This is a genomic window from Dyella sp. 2YAF14 (genome assembly GCF_052114725.1).
In the GTDB taxonomy this organism is placed as follows: domain Bacteria; phylum Pseudomonadota; class Gammaproteobacteria; order Xanthomonadales; family Rhodanobacteraceae; genus Dyella.
Genome location: NZ_JBFRFH010000008.1, coordinates 79,727 through 101,785, shown reverse-complemented (window position 1 = coordinate 101,785; position 22,059 = coordinate 79,727). Strand labels below are relative to the sequence as shown.

At 62.0% G+C, this 22,059-nt stretch carries 14 protein-coding genes; 7 read left to right on the top strand and 7 right to left on the bottom strand.

Annotated features, from left to right (window positions below):
* Positions 1–268: 268 nt before the first annotated feature.
* Genes AB4Y82_RS13330 through AB4Y82_RS13320 form a run of 3 tightly spaced genes read left to right on the top strand, consistent with a single transcriptional unit; the run spans position 269 to position 5,363 of the window.
* Positions 269–4,738, top strand: coding sequence for an RHS repeat-associated core domain-containing protein (locus tag AB4Y82_RS13330; protein WP_441611386.1), 4,470 nt, complete (start codon positions 269–271; stop codon positions 4,736–4,738).
* A gap of 18 nt (positions 4,739–4,756) precedes the next feature.
* On the top strand, positions 4,757–5,125 hold the full coding sequence (locus AB4Y82_RS13325) for a hypothetical protein (RefSeq protein ID WP_441603654.1): 369 nt from the start codon (positions 4,757–4,759) through the stop codon (positions 5,123–5,125).
* Between the two features lie 28 nt (positions 5,126–5,153).
* A complete protein-coding gene (locus AB4Y82_RS13320) occupies positions 5,154–5,363 on the top strand; it encodes an antitoxin Xre/MbcA/ParS toxin-binding domain-containing protein (RefSeq protein WP_441603653.1) in 210 nt (69 codons plus the stop codon).
* Between the two features lie 541 nt (positions 5,364–5,904).
* On the opposite strand, the gene AB4Y82_RS13315 is transcribed toward AB4Y82_RS13320, so the two are convergent.
* The gene (locus tag AB4Y82_RS13315) at positions 5,905–6,171 is read right to left on the bottom strand and encodes a hypothetical protein (RefSeq protein ID WP_441603652.1); all 267 of its coding nucleotides are present in this window, start codon (positions 6,169–6,171) and stop codon (positions 5,905–5,907) included.
* A 415-nt stretch (positions 6,172–6,586) separates the two neighbouring features.
* On the opposite strand from AB4Y82_RS13315, the gene AB4Y82_RS13310 reads away from it, so the two are divergent.
* On the top strand, positions 6,587–7,603 hold the full coding sequence (locus tag AB4Y82_RS13310; RefSeq protein ID WP_441611384.1) for a transporter: 1,017 nt from the start codon (positions 6,587–6,589) through the stop codon (positions 7,601–7,603).
* Positions 7,604–7,671: 68 nt separating this feature from the next.
* Here the strand turns inward: AB4Y82_RS13310 and AB4Y82_RS13305 are convergent, their stop codons facing one another.
* From AB4Y82_RS13305 to AB4Y82_RS13295, 3 genes are all read right to left on the bottom strand, one after another.
* Positions 7,672–8,628 (bottom strand): hypothetical protein, encoded by a 957-nt coding sequence (locus AB4Y82_RS13305; protein ID WP_441611383.1) that lies wholly within the window; start codon positions 8,626–8,628, stop codon positions 7,672–7,674.
* A 391-nt stretch (positions 8,629–9,019) separates the two neighbouring features.
* The gene (locus tag AB4Y82_RS13300) at positions 9,020–10,288 is read right to left on the bottom strand and encodes an MFS transporter (protein ID WP_441603648.1); all 1,269 of its coding nucleotides are present in this window, start codon (positions 10,286–10,288) and stop codon (positions 9,020–9,022) included.
* Positions 10,289–10,485: 197 nt separating this feature from the next.
* Positions 10,486–11,784: a threonine/serine ThrE exporter family protein gene (locus AB4Y82_RS13295; RefSeq protein WP_441603647.1), complete on the bottom strand. Its 1,299-nt coding sequence runs from the start codon at positions 11,782–11,784 to the stop codon at positions 10,486–10,488.
* Positions 11,785–12,152: 368 nt separating this feature from the next.
* On the opposite strand from AB4Y82_RS13295, the gene AB4Y82_RS13290 reads away from it, so the two are divergent.
* Positions 12,153–13,862 (top strand): NAD-dependent malic enzyme, encoded by a 1,710-nt coding sequence (locus tag AB4Y82_RS13290; RefSeq protein WP_441603646.1) that lies wholly within the window; start codon positions 12,153–12,155, stop codon positions 13,860–13,862.
* 45 nt (positions 13,863–13,907) lie between these two features.
* Here the strand turns inward: AB4Y82_RS13290 and AB4Y82_RS13285 are convergent, their stop codons facing one another.
* From AB4Y82_RS13285 to AB4Y82_RS13275, 3 genes are read right to left on the bottom strand one after another with little or no spacing between them, the layout of a single operon-like run.
* A complete protein-coding gene (locus tag AB4Y82_RS13285; protein ID WP_441603645.1) occupies positions 13,908–15,419 on the bottom strand; it encodes an efflux transporter outer membrane subunit in 1,512 nt (503 codons plus the stop codon).
* Between the two features lie 17 nt (positions 15,420–15,436).
* On the bottom strand, positions 15,437–16,600 hold the full coding sequence (locus tag AB4Y82_RS13280) for an efflux RND transporter periplasmic adaptor subunit (RefSeq protein WP_441603644.1): 1,164 nt from the start codon (positions 16,598–16,600) through the stop codon (positions 15,437–15,439).
* A gap of 13 nt (positions 16,601–16,613) precedes the next feature.
* Positions 16,614–19,805 (bottom strand): efflux RND transporter permease subunit, encoded by a 3,192-nt coding sequence (locus AB4Y82_RS13275; protein ID WP_441603643.1) that lies wholly within the window; start codon positions 19,803–19,805, stop codon positions 16,614–16,616.
* A 146-nt stretch (positions 19,806–19,951) separates the two neighbouring features.
* Between AB4Y82_RS13275 and AB4Y82_RS13270 the strand changes: the two genes are divergently transcribed.
* Positions 19,952–20,632, top strand: a complete 681-nt coding sequence (locus AB4Y82_RS13270; protein ID WP_441603642.1) for a heavy metal response regulator transcription factor — start codon at positions 19,952–19,954, stop codon at positions 20,630–20,632.
* Positions 20,632–22,023, top strand: a complete 1,392-nt coding sequence (locus AB4Y82_RS13265) for a heavy metal sensor histidine kinase (RefSeq protein ID WP_441611381.1) — start codon at positions 20,632–20,634, stop codon at positions 22,021–22,023. The genes AB4Y82_RS13270 and AB4Y82_RS13265 overlap by 1 nt, the downstream gene beginning before the upstream one ends.
* Positions 22,024–22,059 lie beyond the last annotated feature (36 nt).

Sequence of the window (22,059 nt, the reverse complement as noted above, 5' to 3'; positions counted from 1 at the left end):
GGGACAATTTCCAAAAAGGTGCCAGGGACAATTTCCGACATCAAATCGGCTGAACAGATGATGTTCGACTGACTGAGTCGCTACGTTATAAACAACGAAACAGTCGGACGTTCGTTGTAGGTGTAGGGCGTACTCTGATCTGTCGTCTGGAGTATTGCCTGCGTTGACGTGACACACATCACGCTAGTTTTCTGGAATCCACGATACGCCTCTGCTACAAGGCTATCCTATTGATCGCAAGCGTGCGATCGCGTTTCCAGGGGAATCCATGTTTTTTCGTCGCACGGCTTTCTGGCTGCTGGTGCTCTTTGGGCTGGCGTTTTCCCTCGCTACGGCTCCGACACCCGTACATGCTCAAGTCCAGAACAACGGATCGACGGAGTCCCAAGCGTACGCCGGGTGCGTGTACGACATTTCTTACTTTAATTTCTATCAGTATTACGGAACGTATTGCCGAAATGTCATCTCCCGATGTCAATGGGTGCTATACGCCCCCAGCGGCACCATCTTGGGAGGCTGGTTCTATAACTGCGGTTCTCCCCAAGATGATTTTCAAACCGCCGTCAAGAGTTTAGGTAATAGCACGGGTTGCCATTGCAGTGAGGGTGACTCCGGAGGTGGAAAGCCTTCCAGCGGAACGCCGATGGCGGGCGACCCCATAAACACATTCTCGGGCAACGCGTATCTGCAAGAAGAAGATTACAGCAGCGATCAATGGCTCACTTTTCGACGCTTTTACAATAGCTACAACGTTGTTGCATCGGCAGCGATGGGTCTGCAGTGGCGTCATAGTTTTGATCGTTCTCTGGATATCTCTGGCACACCGGCTACCGATATCGTGGTGCTTCGTCCCGATGGTACACAAGAGTTCTTTACTAAGACGAACGGGCAATGGAATACTGGTTTCGATAGCGCGGATACGCTCGCCGAGATCGATGACGGTCAAGGCAACCCCATTGGATACACGGTTTTCCTCGCTGCACTTGGCCACGTTGAGGCATATGATGCGAACGGTCTGCTTCAATCGGCCGTCGACAGGACCGGCAATGGCATCAACCTGACGTACAGCACGTCGCAGACTCCGACGACGGTCGCTCCTGCGTCAGGGCTTTTGCTGACGGTAACGGACCCTAAGGGGCGGCAACTCAAGTTCACATATGACGTCGGCTATCACCTCCATCAGGTCACGCTTCCCGATAGCGGAACACTGACATACGCGTACGACAGAGTCGGCAACTTGCAGTCAGTGCAGTATCCCGACAACTCCATTCGCACTTACGTATATAACGAATCCAATCTAACGAACGGTGGAACCCCTACGTCCGCCATGACCGGCCTGGTGGATGAGGCCTCTACGCGGTTCTTGACCACTGCGTTTGATTCGACCGGCCGGGCCATATCGACGTATCTAGCGGGTAACGTCAATGCCACCAGCGTTACTTACAACGCCGATGGCTCGTCCACCGTGCAGTACGCTTTGGGCGGTTCGACAACAATAAACTTCGCGGCCGCGAACAATGCCGTTCAAGTGGGCTCCGTCAGCCAGTCCTGCGGGACGTCGTGCGGCCAGCCCTGGAAGACACGCACCTACGATACGAACAGCAATCCAGCCAGCTACGTTGACTTCAACGGGTATACCACGGCGACCACCTATAGCAACGCCGCATTGTTGACCCAGCAGATTGACGCGAGGGGCCAGCCCACTCAGCGCACCACCAACTTCACCTGGGACACCGCACAGCGCGTCCCGCTCACCAGAACCGTCTTGGACAACAACGGCAACACCGTTGCCTACGGTGCATGGGTCTACAACAACGCCGGTCAGGCGAGCGCACGTTGCGAAGCGGACCCCACGGTCGCCGGAGGCCTGGGATACGCCTGCGGCAGCAGTGCCAATGCCCCTGCCGGCGTGCGCCAATCGCGCTATACCTACTGCACCGCCGTCAACACAACGCAGTGCCCGCTCGTCGGTCTGCTGCTGAGTGTTCATGGCCCACGCACCGATGTCTCCGACATCACTAACTACAGCTACTACCTCGGCACGGATGAATCCGGCTGCGGTACGCAAGGCGGCGCTTGCCACCATGTCGGTGATCTCTATCAGGTCACCAACGCGCTGGGTCAGGTCACAACCTATGTGGCCTACGACAAGAGCGGCCGTGTGGTGCGCCAGGCCGACGCCAATGGCGTGATCACGGATCTCACCTATAGCCCCCGAGGCTGGCTACTGACGCGGACGGTGCGTGCCAACAGCAATGGAACGCCCTCCTCCGGCGACGCCGTAACCACCATCGGCTACACGCCCTACGGCTCGGTGGCCTCGATCACGGATGCCGACGGAGTCAAGGTGAGTTACACCTACGACGCCGCGCATCGCCTCACCGACATCACCGATGCCTTGGGCGATCGCATCCACTACACGTTGGATGCGGCGGGCAACAAGACGCAGGAGCAGACGTTTGATCCCAGCGGCACGGTACGTCGCACGCTATCGCGTACGTACAACACCCTGGGCCAGCTCACCAAGGTGACGGACGGGCTGAGCCATGCCGTGTTCAACGCCACCTATAGCGACAGCTACGACGCCAACGGCAACCTGGTGCACACCGCCGATGCGCTCGGCGTCCAGCGCAAACAGGGTTATGACGGGCTGAACCGCCTGATCAGCACCATCGACAACTACAACGGCACCGACACCGCCACGCAGAACACGCAGAGCGTGTTTGCCTACGACGCCAATGATCGCCTGGAAGGCGTGGGCGATCCGGATGGGCTCAACACCACCTACAGCTACGATGGCCTGGGCAACGCGACTGGCGTGCAGAGTCCCGATACGGGCGGCACCACGTACGTCTACGATGCAGCGGGCAATGTCACGCAGCGCACGGACGCCAAGGGCGTAGTGAGCAACAGCACCTATGACGCGCTCAACCGTCGCACCGCCACCACCTATGCCGATGGCACGCTCAACGTCGCCTACGGCTACGACGAGCCCAACAGCGTCACCGGCTGCACGGCCTCGTACCCGACCGGTCGCCTCACCCGCATCGTCGAAACCGCCGTCACCACGGTCTACTGCTATGACGCGCATGGCAACGTCACGCGCAAGAGCCAGATGCAAGGCACGGGCACCGACATCACCGCCTACGGCTACACCCTGGCCGACCGCGTGGCCAGCACGCTGACGCCGTCGGGCACATCCATTCAGTACAGCCGCGATGCTGCTGGGCGGATTAACGGCGTCACCGCTCTGCCTCCGGGCACCAGCGGCGCGGGGGCGGGCAATGTGGTCACGGCCATCAGTTACCTGCCCTTCGGGCCTATCGCCAGCTACACGCTGGGCAATGGTCAGACCATCACACGCACCTATGACGCCAACTACGCGCTCACCGACGTGGTGAGTCAGGCGCTCAACTTGCACTTCGCGCGCGATGCGATGGGCAATATCACGGCCCTGGGTAATGCACCGGGCGCCAATCCGGCCGTGGAGAGCTACAGCTATGACCCGCTGTATCGCCTTACCAGATTGACCGACGGCAACGGCAACGTGGAAGAGGCGTACACCTATAGCAAGACCGGCGACCGCCTGAGAAAGACCGCTAGCGGCCTCGCGACGGGTGTCTACACCTATCAAGCCGGCACGCATCACCTGGCCAGCATCGGCAACGCCTCGCGCGCTTATGACGCGAACGGCAACACCACGGGTAGCGTCACCGGCGGCAGCACATTCGGCTACGGCTATGACGGCCGTAACCGCATGACGGTAGTGCAACGCGATGGCAGCACTGTAGGCACGTATACGTACAATTCACTCGGGCAGCGTACTGCGAAGGTGGCGACCTTCCCTGCAGCTGGCAGCCAGCGTTTTTCGTACGACGAATCGAGTCAGCTACTTGGCGAGTACGGCAGCGCTTTGCGCGACTACATTTGGCTAGGCGCCTTGCCGGTTGCCGTGGTGGATACGGCGGGCGGCGTCAGCGTGGTGAGCTATGTGCATGCTGATGGACTGAGTACGCCCAGAGTGGTCACGGACGCGACAGGCGCTTCCATCTGGCAGCTGGCGTATCAAGGGAATGCGTTTGGCGAGCAGCAGCCGACGACTTCAGGGGGCTTCGCCTATAACCTGCGATTCCCCGGCCAGTACTACGATGTGGAAAGCGGCCTTGTCCACAATGGTTACCGCGACTACGAGCCGGCCATTGGTGGATACGACCAGCCCGATCCGTCTGGGTTAGCTGCAGGACCGAGCTTGTATGCCTATGTAGGTAGCAATCCGCTGAGCTTCGTGGATTCGCAGGGATTGCAGGCAGAGAACGAGCGTGACTTACTCGAACCTGTCGATCTGGCCGGGCCACTCCAAGGCGCCAATTACCGGGAAACGCTCAATCGTGTTCGGCAGTATGACCCGGACTTCGAAGACTCCGTCGCCTCACGAAAAGAAGCAAACTACACGCGAGCTGACGTTGAGCGCTTGGAAGAAGTGTTGCGCGGGAAAGCGATGGAAGGATGCCGCGCTCCATCAGCGCAACGTCCGTCTAAGACTCCAAATACCGGAGCGCCGGGAACAACCTACACGAATCCAGGGAGCGGTCAGCAGCGCACATATGGCCCGGACGGGAAGCCGCTTTTTGACGTGGACTACGACCATGATCATGGCCAAGGAGTGCCGCATACGCACGATTGGACTGATGGTGTTCGCGGGCCTGGCGTGCCATTTAATCCCAATAATGGGAACTGACTTTTCTCGAGACCAATGATGACCGACACAATTGCACTAGTTTTAAATCCGCAGCCCGTGGAGAGCCTTTCTGCGCTCGCTGAAAAATTACCAGTGTGGGTCGTTTCGACATCGGAGAATGCAGCGGCGGTTCAAGCGTTGCGCTCATCGTTGCCGCCAGGGCATTTGACAACAATTCTTAAACGCCCCGGCGAGAGCGACGAAGATCTTGCTGTTCGATCGGCGCTGGATATTGATGATCACTACGGCGCAGCAAGCCAACCCAACCCCTACACCGTGCTTTGGGTTATTGGATCGAATGACAAAGTGCTTGCTGAGCAGTTAAAAGAAGATCTTGAGTTTAATGGGGTAGAAATGACTAGCGATGGGTTCAAGGTAATGCGCTAACGATTGCGCAGTCTGAAAGGCGGAGATCATGGACAATGATGATCGCTTGAGGCTTGCCGTGGAGCGTGTTGCCGATATCGCCGAATCGATCTCCGGCGACCGCGACAAAGCGATCGAGTGGATGAGCCAGCCACTCGCCACGTTCGCTGGAAGAACCGCGCTTGAACTGATCGCCGAAGGCAGCACCGATGACGTGATCGGTTATCTGCAATCTTGTTCATCTGGCTACGTCGGATGAACACCACGAGCACGTGACATCGGTAGCGCGATACTCCGCTACCGATGTCACGTGCCAGGAGAGAGGTTGATGAGCTACGCCACCGACGATGCATAAATGTCGAGCACGTGGGAAATCCTCTTCCATTGCAGCGGCCTTCTCTCGCCAGAGATACCCTAGAGGCCATCCGACACATCGCCCTGACTTGTAGTCAGGGGACAGACGTGGGTGGAGTGAGGCGTGGCGCTGACTGCAGAGGCATTGGATGAGCCAGCCGCWGTTTGGGGCGCACAGGGGGCGCCATATTCGTCGGCCGTGCGCACGGCGCGACGCGCGACGCGCGACGCGTTCAATCTCGCCGAGCAGCACCTCAACGCCACTGCTATCACCCTCGGCACGATGCAGCGCGAGAACGCCGCGCTTGAAGTCTTCCGCCGCAGCGTCAACGCGAGTGGTGATGTGCGGGGGTCGACCTCGGAGCGGATGCCGGTCTTTCGCTTCAGAGAACTGATCAACTTGCCAAGCTCAGCGGACGGGTCGAACGTCTTTACCTTCCGCCGGCTCATGCTTGCCTCACCGTTCTTGGCGTGTGTGGTGTCTTCCGCCCGTTCTCGTCGAGACCGTATTCGGCAAAGATCTGGGCCATCGTCTTTTCGCCAGAGGCGATTTGCTTCTTCTCAAGCTCGAACTGTTCTTTACCAATGATGCGGTCTCCCCGAACCTGGCTAAAGTCCGGCTCATACACCGGCCAGGCATATTTCGGTCGCGGCGGCAGCGGCTCAGCGTCCAGGTCGTCAGCGTCGTCGTACCTGACAATTGTGGTGGTCATTGGTTGGAGCCTTCCTTGGCCAAGAGATAAATAAATCTGACCCCGCTATTGCGCCGCAGCCCCTTCCGAACGGCACCGCCGGTTCATTGCCCCTGCGACCGCCAGGGCCGCCAAGGCTCTGCGTCATGCCCCGGAGGCCTCCAAACGTCGTCCTGACCCGGCGACGGCCATCGCCCGGCCACGAGGCAATCAGTGAACCGGTGGCGTCAGGAAGGCCGGCCCGGATCTGATCACCGGACCGCCGAACAGGGGCATTCCAAAATGGCTCCCGGCAGCCTTCTTTGGCGTTGCCATGGACTGCACCGACATAGCGCCACTCCCCGCCGCTTTGGAGAGTTGCCATACTGCGTTCCAGGGAGTTCCGGAGGCACCCGATCAGAGGCGTAGCTGGTTGGGGTCGTGACGCGGTCGTGCGATGCGCACGGCCATCGCGATGAGCGGCACATCGGACGGGGAGAACGGATATGGCCTTACCCCTGGCGGCACATGGCATCGATCTGAATTCACGATGATGCCTGCACGCATGAGTCGCTCGCTCTTGCAGGCGATACTTGCCGCGCTGCTGCTCCACGCAGCAACGGGGCACGCGCAGGAGCTGGAACCGCGAACCTATTCACCCTCCCCGACAGGCACGAATTTCGTCGGCCTGGCCTATAACCGCCTTACGGGAGACGTGCTGACGGATCCTTCGCTTCCGATCTCGCATGTCGAGGCACAGATCAACACCGTCGCACTTGGCTATGTGCGCACCTTCGGACTGGCTGACCACACGGCCTCGCTCGGCATCGTCATACCTGGCGTCAGCGGCGACCTCAGCGGTAACGTGATCGATGCGCCCACCGCCATTCACCGCGAAGGCATGGGCGACGTACGCCTGCGGTTCGCATTGAATCTCGTTGGCAATCCGGCGATGTCTCCCGAGGAATTCGCCAAGCGCACGCCCGAGACCTCGATAGGTGTGAGCCTGACCATGTCCGCGCCGACGGGACAGTACACGTCGTCCCGACTGGTGAACATCGGCACCAACCGTTGGTCGTTCAAGCCCGAAATAGGACTGATGCAACCGTGGGGGAAATGGTTCGTTGAAGCCTCCGTCGGTGCGTGGATCTTCACCACCAATCACGACTACTACGGCGGAAAGACGCGCAGCCAGGACCCGTTAATGACCGCCCAGTTGAACGGCGGATATACCTTTGGCCCGGGACTCTGGCTTGCGGCTGCCATCGGGTACGCAACGGGCGGCAGAACCAGCCTCAATGGCATCGATGATGACAACCGACAATCCAACGCCCGCTACGGGCTGACCCTGTCTGTCCCCTTCGCCCGAGGCTGGTCGGCGAAGCTCGCGCTGACCAACGGACTGGTGACACGCGTCGGTGGCGACTACAAAGGCGTCTCCCTGGCCATCCAGTATCACTGGTTCGATCGGTGAGTTGATCGCGTTGGCGTGGTGCTCTGACCACAAAGCGGTGATGGCGGCGACTCGGTTGCGGATTCTGATCAACGCATAGCCTGCCCAGCACGCGCCTCTCCCAACACCGCACCACGTCGCCCGGGGGCCTGAATCAACGCAGCGCGATAGGCCTCACGCGCCGCTGCGGCATCGCCTTGTAACAGCAGCAACTCGCCCAATTGCTCGCGTGCGGGAACTGCCGGGCCGGGTGTTACCGGGCGCTTCTCCAGGCTATCTTCGCGATCGGCGGCGGACTGCAGCAGCGACCGCGCCTGGTCGGCATGGCCCGTGGCCTGGCTCTGCCATGCGGCGACCTCGTCGGCGAGTATGGCCGTCTGGGTGGCCCAATAGTCATCGCCAGAGTCACGCAGCTGCTTTTCAAGCTGACGGAGCCGCGTGACTTCTGCACCGGCGTCCGCTGGGTGACCGGAGCGCGCAAGACCGATGCCTTTGGACCAAACCGCGATGGCGAGGATGGTAGGCGATGCCCGGGGCATCGGCGCCACCTCAGCCGCATCACTCCAACGACCGCGCTCGACCGCGAGCCGTATCGGCATGATGGTGGCTGCATAGGCGATCGCGAACTCCGTTACGTCCAGTGCACGCATGGCTTTCATCTCATCAACCACGCGTTGGGCGTCGCCATCTTTCCCCTCCTGAAGATAGGCGTAGACCAGGTAGTCCATGGCGTGAAACTCGCCCATCGTATCGCCATGCTGATGTGCGGATTCCTTGGAGGCGAGATTGGAGTGGACCGAATCGTCCCATAGGCCAAGCCGGGTGAAGATGTGCGAAGGCATATGCAGCGCGTGGGGTGCTGACGGGGCGATCTTCGCGTACACGCGGGCGGCCGGCAGACCTTGCTTGGCCAGTTCTTCGCTGTCGCAGGCATGGATCATGTAGTGGGCAAGGCCCGGATGATCTGGATGCGCGCGAAACAGCGGCTCCAATATTGCGACGGCATGCTTCTGCTTGGCGTGTGTCTTGTCGGCTGGTGATGCCATAGCCTGCGCGGTCGATCCGCAGCTCGGTGACGGCGAGCCGGATGCCCTGCTGCGTCTGCGCCCGCAGCACGCGCGGATTGCTGATCTGGAAGGAGCGACCGAGTCGCTCGCCAAAGGCACCTTGATACATGGATATCTCCGGGCCAACGTCTTCGTAGAAGCTTGCTGGCTCAGCTAGCCCCTGAGCTCAGCAAGTTACCGATGACGAGCTAGGCCCGATGCCTCCCTCCGGGTACCTGTGGTCACCCGAAGGCCTGAACAAAATGACTCGAAAGTGTCGAAAAGAAGCCCGGCCCCCGCGAGGGCCAGGCTGAAGTTATCGACTTCGCAGGATTTTGCCGCCGACCGTCGAGCAGCCTTGATCAGGCGCACGGTCTGGCAAGCGGTCGCCTCAGCTTGTAGTGCTGGTGGCTGGTTTGGCGCCCGGGCCGGTTTCATGCAAGAAGAACGAGACGACAATCCCGATCGCAATCACCACCACCCAGAACTCACTGGAGTGGAAGAAGTGAACGCGGGGATCCACCACCGACGAGCCCACCGTGTTGCCCAGTTTCCGCGCGAACACGGGGCCCACGAGCGCGGTGACACTGAACGTGATGAAGTTGATCGCACCCGTCGCACTGCCTTTCACGCGATCAGGATTGGCTTCCTTGATGATGGTGTAAGGGATCATGGCCGATCCGGAGGCCACGCCAAACAACAGCAAGGTCGCCCAATTGGGGATCAGATCGGGAAGCCAGGTCAGTTGTATCGCGCAGATCAACATCAGCACTGCGCCAGCGATGAGCGCCACCTTCCGCCGACCCAGCGCATCGGCAAGCCAGCCGAACAGCGGGCAACCGAAAACCCATCCCAGCGGAACCATCGAGATGGCGAGCACGGCGTCGTGATAGCTGAACTGCCGGTCCAGCTGAAAGAAGCGCACGCCCCACACCATGTCGCCGATGGTGGTGGGAACAAACAGCAGGCCGGCAACGATGCCGCACAGATACGACTGCGGGTTGCTCAGCACCACCTTGTATGGCGCCAGGAATCCACCCGGCTCATTCGCTTGCCCTGCCCGGCTCTCGCTGGGCGTCATGGCCAGCAGCGCGACGCCCACCAGCAAGACAATCGCCCCCATCGCATTCCAGAATTGCGGAACGCTCACCATCCCGTGAATCAGCGGCCCCACGGCGAGCTGCCCCATGGAACCACCGAGCATGCCCAGGCATTGGGTGAAGCCAATCACCGTGGCCAGGCGCGTCGCCGAAAAACCCCGCGACGCCAGGTAGACGGCGCCAGTAAATGCAAATGCCGAACCCGCGCCTTGCAGCAATCGGCCAACGGTGCCGGTATTGGCATGAGGCAGGGCAAACAGAAGACATCCGAGCGCCAGGATCAGCATGCCCGCGGGCACCACATAGCGCGCGCCCAGGCGATCCAGCAGTACGCCTGCCACCAGGCTGGTCACGGAATAGGTGTAGTAGTAAGTGCCAAGGATGCTGCTGACGCCCAGCGCATCGACACCGAAGGCCCGCATCAGCTCGGGCAGCATCACGGCGGGCGACGATCGCGAGGCGTACTCGAGAAAGTAGAAGATCGCCGCCAGACACCATGCGACCACAAAAGCCGTGTGTTGCCGGGAGGGAGACACGGAGACGGAAGGCTGGGTCTTCATCACATCGACGCCTCGTTGGCCAAAAGGCAGCTGCGCACACCCCGAAGCGAAAAGGCACACGCCACCGCGTTCAGGGCGGCATGTCTTCCAGCTTCATGTCGTCCCGAGCGTAAGGATCGCCATCGCACACTGATTGGAGGATTGTGTGCGGGGTTGGCAATTCCTGATCCGTCCATGCTGGCGATGCCCTGCACCACTCAGGCATCTGTCGTGGGTCGGCCACCGGGCGGAAAATAGTGCTCGATGAACATGCGCGGAAGAATAAGCCCGATGGTCATGAAGAGTACGACCAGAAAGGCGGTTGTTCCGTTGGCAATTACGCTGGTGATCAGCTCGATCGACGCTGCCTGCGAAGTACCGCCCACCAGACGAAGCAGCGCACTGGCCGATTCGAACAGATAGTACCCAGGCATCATGGAGACGACTGCCGAGAACGCGATCGCCGCAAACGGCAAACGCAGGCGATCCACCACGGGCGTGATGACGGCGCCCACCAGCAGGCAGGCGACGAGCGCCGCCGTTGTCACGTGAAAACCCGCCAACGCGATAAGCACCCAGCGCAGCGCGTGCGCGAGCATTCCGATGGCGATGGGAAATGGCAGGAGACGCCAGGGCATCGAGAAGAACGTGCCAAAACTCGCCACCGCGAAACCCGCGGCGATCACATCGGCTAGGAACGGCACCGCCGCCGGCGTATCGGCCGGCAATGCCGTGATGCCGCCTGCGCCGAGTCCCGCAAGCAAGCCCACGCAGGTCAACAGGATCAACACACCCGCATAGGCGAGCCGTGATATCCCCAGCGAAATGCGGGTGCGTGCCAGGTCGATCGCGCCGTTAAGGATATGCGGACCGGGAATCAGCACCATGCACGGGCAGAAGGCCACCAGCGTCGGCGACGTCGACAGATGCATGCGAATGACGATGGCTCCAAGCAGTCCCGCCATCGCCGAGGCACATAGCGGCTGCGCCAGCGGACTGGTCCGCAGCCGCGCCAACCCGCGGCGCGCCAGCGCACCCGCGCCGGCACTCAGTGCGATAAGCCACAAGCTTTGGGCACTCAGCGCGCCGAAGATTACGCCCAGCGCCGCGGCGCCCAGGGCCGAAAACAGAACAAAGCGCAGCGTGGAGACCGCGCCTGTGCGTCCGGCCTCAACCAGCAAGGAATACGCGGTTTCTCTGGGCAGGGACTGCTTGCACACCCGATCCACCGCGTGGGATACGGCGAGCACTTTCCCCATGTCCACGCTCAGAGGGGCGCTCGAGGACACCTCGGAGAGCAGCGTGCCCTCGATCTCAACGGTCAATTCGCCCCATTGCGGCAGCACCCTCACGTCCAAACCGAAGGATCGCCCAAGCTGCTCCGTGGCAACCACGGTCCGTTCGGTCGTCTGCCCGTTTGCAAAGAGCAGACCGGCGGCAAGAGCGACCGTATCCAGCGACAGATCGCGCTCTTTTCGAACCGCGGCCGAGGGTGGGCACTTGCCGGCATCTGTCATGGCCCTGGTCCCTGCTTTCGACGACAAAGCCTTGCCTGATGCAGGTTGCATCTATCGGTGGAATGTCCTGCGCCAGGATAGGCAGCGCGCGCTTCTGCGGATTGGAGATCTTTGAGTCGAGCTGGAGATTATTGATACTTTCTGCACGGCTCTGCTTCGAAAATGTGACCCTGATCGTCGCCATCAAACACGGTGAGACACACGGGCATGGCAACGATTTTTATACCTGCCGTGTCAAACCCATTCAATCCGGCGTGATCGATTGAGCGTAATGTTCGTCTGTTGGAATAGCCCCATGCATTGACGCCGGAACCTGGGTGCAACGAGTGGCCGCCATCGGCCGCCTCTGCCATACGAGTCTCAGTCATATGAACGAAATGCCCGCATTCGCCTCGGACGCTCCGATCGAGACCCATCTGTCCGGCTTCGACTTGATCAACACCTCGATGCTGAACAAGGGAACGGCTTTTACCAACGAAGAGCGCGATCGCTTTCGCCTCCACGGCCTGCTCCCTCCCCATATCGGCACGCTCGATGTACAGGTGGCACGCCGCTTGAAAGTCCTGCGCGCGTTCAACACCGATTTCGAGCGTTATGCGTTTCTGCGCGACTTGCAGGACATCAACGAAACCCTTTTTTATGCGTTGCTGGTGGGCAATCTCGCCGAGCTGCTGCCCTTGGTTTATACGCCCACGGTGGGCGAAGGCTGCCAGCGCTTCAGCGAGATATGGCGCAAACCCAGGGGCTTGTTCCTGAGCTATCCGAACAAGCACCGCATCCGCGAGATTCTGGCTGACCCGCGCTTGGACAAGGTTCGCGTGATCGTTGTCAGCGACGGCGAGCGCATCCTGGGGCTGGGTGACCAAGGCGCCGGAGGCATGGGCATTCCGATCGGCAAACTGTCGCTCTACACCGGTTGCGCCGGCATTCACCCGGAATTGACGCTGCCCATCCTGCTCGACGTCGGCACCAACAATCAGGAGCGTCTTGCCGATCCGCTCTATGTTGGCTGGCAGCATGAGCGCGTCACCGGCCAGGACTACGACGACTTCGTCGAAGCCTTCGTCAGCGCCGTGATCGAACGCTGGCCGAATGTTCTTCTGCAATGGGAAGACTTCGCGGGATCCAATGCCAGCCGCCTGCTGGAACGCTACCGCGACCGGCTGTGCACGTTCAACGACGACATCCAGGGCACGGCCGCGGTGGCTACGGCCAGCCTGTTGGCGGCGATCAATGTGACCGGTGTGCAGCTGACCGACCAGCGCATCGCGATCGTTGGCGCCGGTTCGGCGGGCTGCGGCATTGCTTCACTCCTACTGCAAGCGATAGTCGATGCCGGTGCCAGCGAAGCAGATGCGCGTCAGCGCTTCTTCCTGGTCGACCGCAATGGACTGCTGGTGGAGGGCATGGCGAATATCACGCCCGCGCAGGCGCCCTTCGTGCAGAAGCGCTCGGCGGTGGCGTCCTGGACGCAGGAAAGCGCGAGCGAAATATCCCTGCTCGATGTCATGCGCAACGCCAGGCCAACGGTCCTGGTCGGCGTATCGGGGCAACGCGGCGCGTTCACCGAGACGGTCGTTCGCACCATGGCGGAACATGCCGAGCGTCCGGTCATCTTCCCACTGTCCAATCCCACGTCTCGTTCCGAGGCGACGCCGGAGCATTTGCTGGCCTGGACCAATGGCCGCGCCCTGATGGGTACCGGCAGTCCGTTTGATCCGGTGGCGTGGGACGGGAAGATGGTTCCAGTCAACCAGACCAATAACTCCTACATCTTTCCCGGCGTGGGACTGGGCGTGCTCGCAGCAGGCGCACGACGGGTCACGGATGCGATGTTCATGGTCGCCGGCAAAGCCGTCGCAGCGATGTCGCCAACCGTCAACGACAAGAATGGTCGGCTTCTGCCCCCTGTCGCTCAGCTGCGTGACGTGTCCATCGCCGTGGCCAAGGTGGTCGCCCGGCAGGCCCAGCTCGATGGTGTCGCCGATGACTGTGACGAGGCGACACTGTCCGCACGCATCAGCGCCCTCTTCTGGGAACCGCACTATCGGCCTTATCAGACTGCAAACGAGGCGTGATCGATGGGCGCGTAGCCTCGCGACAGGTGGTATCGCTCGCCAGTTTCACGGTGCCGCTTGCTTACTCTGCTGAACATCCGTACCAGAGACCCTGGTGAGCGTGTCGACACTCCAGTCGCCACCAACGGCCTTGATCAAGCGGACATCGGACTCCAGCTGACGCCGGGACAACTCGACGTAGGCACGCCGCTGCGCAAGGCTCACGCTTTGCGTGGCGACCACTTCCAGGTAGTCGGTGGCTCCCGCCTTGTAACGAGTGAGGGCCAGCTGTTCGGCGCGGCCGGAAGCGTCGACTGCGCGTTGCTGCGTGCCCGCTTCTTCGTTCAATACATGCACGGACGCCAGGTTGTCTTCTACGTCCTGGAAGGCCGAGAGCACCGTCTGTCGATAGTCGGCCGCGGCACCGTCTTCCTGGGCCTCGGCCTGGTGCAGCGCCTGCTTGCGGCGGCCGCCATCGAACAAGGTGCCGACCAGCGCTGGGCCAATCGCCCAGAAGCGGCTGGGCAGCGTCGCCAGCTGGGTGAATCGCGAAGCCTCGACACCACCCGACGCAGACAGCAGCAAGTCGGGAAAGAACGCTGAGGTTGCTTCGCCGACATCGGCATTGGCGGCAGCCACCCTACGCTCGGCTGCGGCAATGTCAGGGCGTCGCTGCAGCAAGGTCGAAGGCAGGCCCGGAGGAACCACCGGCATGGCGATCGCGCTGGTGGATGCGGCAATGGACAACTCCGCCGGTGCCACGCCGACCAACGTGGCGATGGCATGTTCAAAACGCGCGCGACTCTCGCCCAGGTCCACCAGTTGCGCACTGGCGACCTGCAACTGGGTCTCTGCTTCGGCAAGATCCGAATCCGATGCAATGCCGCCAGTGAAACGTACCTGCACGAGATCGCGCGCCTGCGTAAAGTCGGCAACGGTCTGCTGCAGCAAGGCCGTCTCCGCATCCACGCTGCGCAGGTCCACATAATCGATGGCCAGTTCCGCATGCATGGCCAGTCGAACGGAGGCGAGATCCGCCTCGTCGGCCTGGTAGCGCGCCTTGGCAGCGTCGACCTGGTGACCGATGCGATCGAACAGATCCGGCTCCCACGAGACATCCAGTCCGGCCTGGTAATCCGACACGGTTTTGCCGGCCAATGAACGCCCGACGACGTTCTGCGAGGTGTGGTTGCGGTCGGCGGCGACACCGGCCGTGATGGTCGGGTAGTACGCGGCACGTGCCTCCTTTTCCTGCGCCTTCGCGGCCTGCAGATTGGCGATGCTCTTGGCGATGGACTGATTGCCTGCATCGACACGTGCTTCGAGCTGGTCGAGTGTCTGGTCATGGAACAAGGTCCACCAGTCGCCGCGGCGCACCGTGTCGTTCGGCTGCGCGGCAACCCAGCCTGGTGCGGCACGCTGTGCCTCGGTTGCAACGGGCGCCGCCTCCTTGAAGTGATCCGGCACGCTGATCGGCGGCCGCACATAGGCCGGCCCCGGCGTGCAGCCCACCGACAAGCCCAGGCCGACAGCAACAGCCAGCGTGCTGGCGACGCGCGAAATAGTTGGGTTACGCATGGCTATGCCTCCGTCGCTCAGGTTGCATCTGCGGGGTGCGTGTTGATGCTCACCGGTTGCCCGTTGCTGACGGCATCGCCCGGGTTGACGATCACACGCTCGTTGCCACTCAGGCCCGTGAGAATCTCAACGCGCGTGCCGAAATCCCGGCCCAGGGTGACCGTCATCAAGCGCACTTGCCCCTTGCCGTCGACCGTCGCCACCTGCACGCCCGATGGACGAAACAGCAACGTATTGGCCGGCAACGAAAGCATGGCCTTGGGTGCTGCAAGGGCGAGACTTACCTGGGCATAGGCGCCCGGGGGAACGGCGCCATCGGCGTTATCCATATCCACTTCCACGCGCAGCGTGCGGCTGGATGGATCGATCGCGCCAGCCGTGCGTGCCACGCTTCCCACAAAGGTCCGGCCCGGATACTGCGGCAAGGTCAGCGTCGCACGGGCACCGATGGCCACATCCGCGGCATTGTCCTGCGGCACGTTGACGAAGATGCGCAGCTTGTCCGTTTCGGCCAGTTTGAAGAGCGCAGCCGGCGTGCCACCGTTGCCGGCATCGATCAAGGCGCCGACATCGATATTGCGCACGGTGACGACGCCATCGAAGGGAGCGTAGACCTTCTCGAACGATTGCAGCTGCTGAAGTCGGTCCACGTTCGCTTGTGCGGCTGCGAACATGGCTTGCTTCGCCTTCATCGTGCTCACGTTCTCCTGGCTGGATTGCTCGGATACCGCATTGCTCTTGAGCATGCTCTCCCAGCGCGAGGCGGTGACCTTGGCGATCTGATAGTTGGCTGAGGCGGTCGCCGCGTCTGCACGAGCCTGCGCGAGCTGCGCATCAACTTCCGGCGATTGGATTTCGGCCAGCAGCTGTCCGCTGTGAACATGCGTGCCGATATCGGTCAGCCACCGTCCCAGGTAGCCGCTGGTGCGCGCATAGATGCTGGCCTCCTGGAACGCCTCCACGTCGCCTGGCAACACGAGTGACTGCTGGAGCGGTGCATGGTCCGGGGCAACCACGGCCACCGTCGGCGTGCTGAGCGCCGCTGTCTGGCGCACCACCGCCGCGTGTGCAGACAGCCTCGGCAATCCACCGGCAGCCAGCGCCAGGCAGATGGCAGCCACCGGCAGAATGGCGGGAAGGCGCGAACGTGACGATGTCGGAACTGGAATAAGCGCGTTCATGGTGACTCTCCCATCAGGGCGTCGGAAGCGGGGAAGGAAGTGCGGGCAAGACATGTTGGCGGCGGCCGAGCCACGCGTGCACGGCGGCGAACACCACCGGGACGAAGACCAGCGTGGCCACGGTGCCGAACATCAGGCCGCCGATGACCGCGCGGCCCAGGGGCGCGTTCTGCTCACCGCCATCGCCCAGGCCCAGCGCCATCGGCAGCATGCCGATGAGCATGGCCAGTGCCGTCATCAGCACCGGACGGAAGCGGGTGCTGCCGGCATCAAAGGCGGCTTGCAGTGCCGTCGCGCCTTGCTGGAGCCGATCGCGCGCAAAGCTGACCACCAGGATGCTGTTCGCCGTGGCGATGCCGATACACATGATGGCGCCGGTAAGTGCGGGCACGCTGATGGTCGTACGGGTGACAAACAGCATCCACGCCATGCCGGCCAGTGCGCCCGGCAGCCCGCTGATGATGATCAGCGGATCGGTCCATGACTGGAAGTTCACCACCATCAGCGCGTACACCAGCAGTACTGCAAAGGCGAGCCCGAGCATCAGGCCCTTGAACGAGGACTGCATGGTCTGCACTTCGCCGCGCACCGCGATGCTTGAGCCCGCCGGCAGATGCGCCTTTGCCGCTGCAACCAGGCGATCGATATCGCCCGCCACCGCACCCAGGTCGCGTCCCTGCACGCCAGCGAAGATGTCAATCACGGGCTGCACGTTGTAGTGCGATACCACGGCGTCCTGCGACGTGCGGCTGAGCGTGCTCAGGGAGCCCAGGATCGGCGGCGCCACTTGCTTGACGCTGCCTGCGGTCAACGGAATATTGCCCAGCGCCTGCAGCGAATCGATGGTGTACTGCGGCGCTTCCGTGGTCAGCGGATAACTCACCCCGTTCTTGGGGTTCAACCAAAAGTTGGGCGTGGTCTGCGCGCTGCCTGACAAGGCAATGAGCAGGTTCTGGGCGATCGTGCGCTGCTGGAAGCCTGCTTCAAGCGCCTTGACGCGATCCACATCGACATTGATGGATGGCGCATCGTTCGGCTGCTGGATGCGTGGATCGACCAGGCCATCCACGTGGCGAAGCTGGGCCAGCAGTTCTTCGGCGACCTTGCGATTGCCCTCCTTGTCGTTGCCCACCACCTGCACGTCGATCGGCGACGGCAAACCGAAGTCCAGTGTCTGGCTGATGATGTCCGCCGGCAGGAACGAGAACGTCACGCCGGGGAAATCGTGATTGAGATGATCGCGCAGCGCGCTGACGTACTCCTCCGTGGGCCGGTGGTCGGGCTTGAGGGAGATCAGGACGTCGGCATCCGCAGAGCCCACGGGCAACGAGGAATCATAGGTCATGTTGATGCCGCTGACCGGCAGCCCGATGTTGTCGAGCACGCTGCCCAGCTCGCGCGGCGGGATGACCACGCGGATGCGCTGCTCCACCAGATCGACAAGCCGTGCGGTCTGCTCGATGCGCGTACCGGTGTGAGCGCGCAGATGGAGGCGGATTTCGCCCGTATCCGAGGTCGGGAAGAAATCACGGCCGAGGAAGGGCACCAGCAGCAGCGAACCGCCGCACACCAGGGCGAATATCACCGCCAGCCCGCGTGGGTGGGCAAGCAGTGTCTGCAAGGCGCCCTGATACCGCCCGTGAAAGCGCTCGAAGCCACGCTCGAAGCGCTGCTGGAACCGACGCAGCGCGCCGGCGCGCCCCTGCCCTGCACCATCGGCCACGCGATCGTTGCGCAGCATGTACATAGCCAGCGTAGGGATCAGAGCGCGCGAGAAGAAATACGACGCCAGCATCGCGAACACCACCGCTTCGGCCAGCGGCACGAACAGATAGCGCGCCACACCGGACAGCAGGAACATCGGCAGGAACACGATGCAGATCGACAAGGTCGATACCAGCGTCGGCAAGGCGATCTGCGCCGAGGCATCGATGATCGCGTCATGCAGCGACTTGCCCATATCCCGGTGGTGGCTGATGGCCTCGATGGCCACGGTGGCATCGTCGACCAGGATGCCCACCGCCAGCGCCAGGCCACCCAGGGTCATGATGTTGATGGTCTGCCCGAGCACGGAAAGCGCAATAAGCGAGGTCATCACCGACAACGGAATGGTGATGGCGATAATGAGCGTGGACCGCCAGCTGCCAAGAAACAGCAGGATCATCATGGCCGTCAGACCAGCGGCGATGAGGCCCTCGCGAACCACGCCCGCCACGGCCGAACTCACGAAGACCGACTGATCGGACACCGGCTTGATATCGAGCGCCTTGGGAAGACCCGCGGCAATCTTCGGCAGCATGCCCTTGACGGAGGCAATGATGTCCAGCGTCGATGCGTCGCCTGATTTCTCCACCTGCAGCAAGGCAGAGCGCGTACCGTCGACGCGCACGATATTGGTCTGCGGCGCAAAGCCGTCGCGCACCGTCGCCACGTCGCGCAGATAGGTCACGCCACCGTCCGTCGCCCTCACCGGCAGCATGTTCAATGCATCGACCGAGGTCGGGCTGCCGTTGAGGTTCACGTTGTATTCGAGCTCGCCGATCTTGGCGGTGCCGCCGGGCAGGATCAGGTTTTGCGCGTTCACCGCGTTGACCACGTCCAGCGGCGACAGGCTGTGCGCCTGCAAGGCCTTGGGATCGATGTCGACCATGATCTGCCGCACCTTGCCGCCGAACGGCAGCGGAATGGCGGCGCCCTGCACTGTCGCCAGCTGGGTACGGATGAAGTTATTGCCAAGGTCATACAGCTGCTGCTCCGGCAGGGTATGACTGGACAATGCAAGCTGCAGGATCGGCACCGTGGAGGCGTTGTACGAGATCACCAGGGGTGGCAAGGTACCCGGCGGGAGCACGCGAAGAATCGACTGCGCATTGGCCGACGCCTCGGCAATCGCGCGGTTGATGTCCGCGCCTTCGTGGAAGTACACCTTGATCACCGCGGTGCCGTTGACCGTCTGCGACTCCACGTGCTCGATGTTGTCCACATCGGAGGTCAGGGCGCGCTCATAGGGCGTGGTGATGCGGTTGGTCATGTCATCGGCCGAAAAGCCGTTGAACGACCACACGATGCTCAACACCGGAATATTGATGTTGGGAAAGATATCGGTCGGCGTCCGCAACACCATGAGCGGGCCAATGATGGCCAGCAGCAGGGCCAGCACGATGAAGGTATAGGGTCGCCGCAGCGCCAGTTGGACGATCCACATAGCAGGCTCCGTCTTGGACAGGTCAGGTCAGGCTGAAGGCTAGATTCAGGGCGCTTGCATGCCCCTGACCGCTTCCTGACAAATCTGTAATCACGCCTCCCGGACGCCCCGCGTATGATCGGCCCAGGCACCACGCGAGACTCCCCATGCGCCTGCTGGTTATCGAGGATGAGAAGAAAGCCGGCGAGTACCTGAAGAAGGGACTCGAAGAATCCGGCTTCACCGTTGACGTGGTGGCCAACGGCATCGATGGCCTGCACCATGCGCTCGAAGAGGACTACGACCTGGTGGTTCTCGACGTCATGCTTCCGGGCATGGACGGATGGGAGGTGTTGCGCCGCCTGCGCACCAAGAAGGACACCCCGGTCCTGCTGCTGACCGCGATCGACGAACTCGAAGAGCGCGTGCGCGGGCTTGAGCTTGGCGGCGACGACTATCTGGTCAAGCCCTTTGCCTTCGTGGAGCTGCTGGCGCGCATCCGCACCCTGCTCCGGCGGGGACCGCCGCGCGATATTGAACACGTCCATATCGGCGACCTGGAAATCGATGCCGTGCGACGACGCGTGCGGCGCAGCGGCCAGCGCATCGACCTGACGCCCAAGGAGTTCTCGTTGCTGCAGTTACTGGCGAGACGGCGCGGTGAAGTGCTGAGCCGCACGCAGATCGCCTCCTATGTGTGGGACATGAATTTCGACAGCGATACCAACGTGGTCGAGGTCGCCATACGCCGATTGCGCGTGAAGATCGATGACGGTCACGACACCAAGCTCATCCACACCGTGCGCGGCATGGGTTATGTGCTCGATGACGAACGCGGGGACGACTGATGCGTCGCCTCTCCCTCGCCACGCGGCTGACCGTCACCTTCACGGTGATCACAGCGGCGTGTTTCATCCTGGTGGGATGGCTGCTCTACCGGGCGGCGGAACAGCGCATCCTGGAGCAGGACGAGACCAACATTGTGCTTTCAGCCCGCCATCTTCGACGGCTCGTGGCCGAGCTGGACTCCATGGAGGACCTGAAGACCCATCAGGATCGCATGGTGGTCAGCGTCCTCGGTGATGACAACAACGCCTTGCGCATGGTCGATGATGCCGGGCATGTCATCGTTGACCACAATCCGACAAACCTTCCGCTCGCCCCCCAGGGCGTCGTGCCCACCGGTCAGCGTATCGTCGCCAGCATGCTGAACACATGGCATGGCGATCATGATTTGCCCATACGCGGCGTGGCCGTGGTGGGCCAGATGCGGGACGGTGCACACGTGACCATCATGGTGGCGCGCTCGTTTGCCGACCGCGCAGTGTTGCTTCGAAGATACCGGCGAGACATGGCGCTGCGCCTGTTGGCGGGCATGATCGCAGCGATGGTGCTCAGCTATCTGCTGGTGCGCCGCGCCCTTCGGCCCTTGCGATCCATGGCTGCCGACGCGGCCACCATCCATGCACAGAACCTCCATACGCGCCTGTCGGCCGGCAATGCGCCGACGGAGTTGCACGCCCTCGCCCATGCCTTGAACGAGATGCTCGATCGCCTCGAAGGCGGATTCGCGCGGGTCTGGCAGTTTACGGTCGACCTCGCGCACGACCTTCGCACGCCAGTGGGCAACCTGCGCGGCACCAATGAGGTAGCGCTCACGCGTCTGCGCACGAGCGCGGAGTACCAGGCCTTGCTCGGTTCCAATATCGAGGAATGCGACCGCGTAAGCCGGACTATCGAAAGTGTGTTGTTTCTGGCGCGCGCGGATAACCCCCAATTTGCGCTGCAGCGTTCGACCCTCGACGTACGCGAGGAGCTGCAGCGTATCGCCGATTACTTCGAAGGCATTGCTTTGGATGCAAGAGTCGGCATCGAGATCCAGGGTTCCGCCACGATCAGCGCAGACCGCGAACTATTTCGCCGGGCCGTGGGCAATCTCTTATCCAACGCTCTTCGCTATACCCCGCCGGAACAGATCATCATACTCCTGGCCAGCCGGACAGATGAAGCGGTGACAGTCGCGGTGGAGAATCCCGGCGCAGGCATCTCAGCGGAGCACCTGGACAAGCTGTTCGACCGCTTCTACCGGGTGGATCGTTCCCGCAGCGACTCGGCCAACTCCACGGGACTTGGCCTGTCCATCGTGAAAAGTATCATCGAACTTCATGGCGGCCGGGTCACGGTAGACAGCCAGCCACAGGGCATCACACGTTTCGTGCTCTGGTTTCCCGTTCACTGAGCAAACAAGCCCAAGGTCGAACATCCCGTTGACACA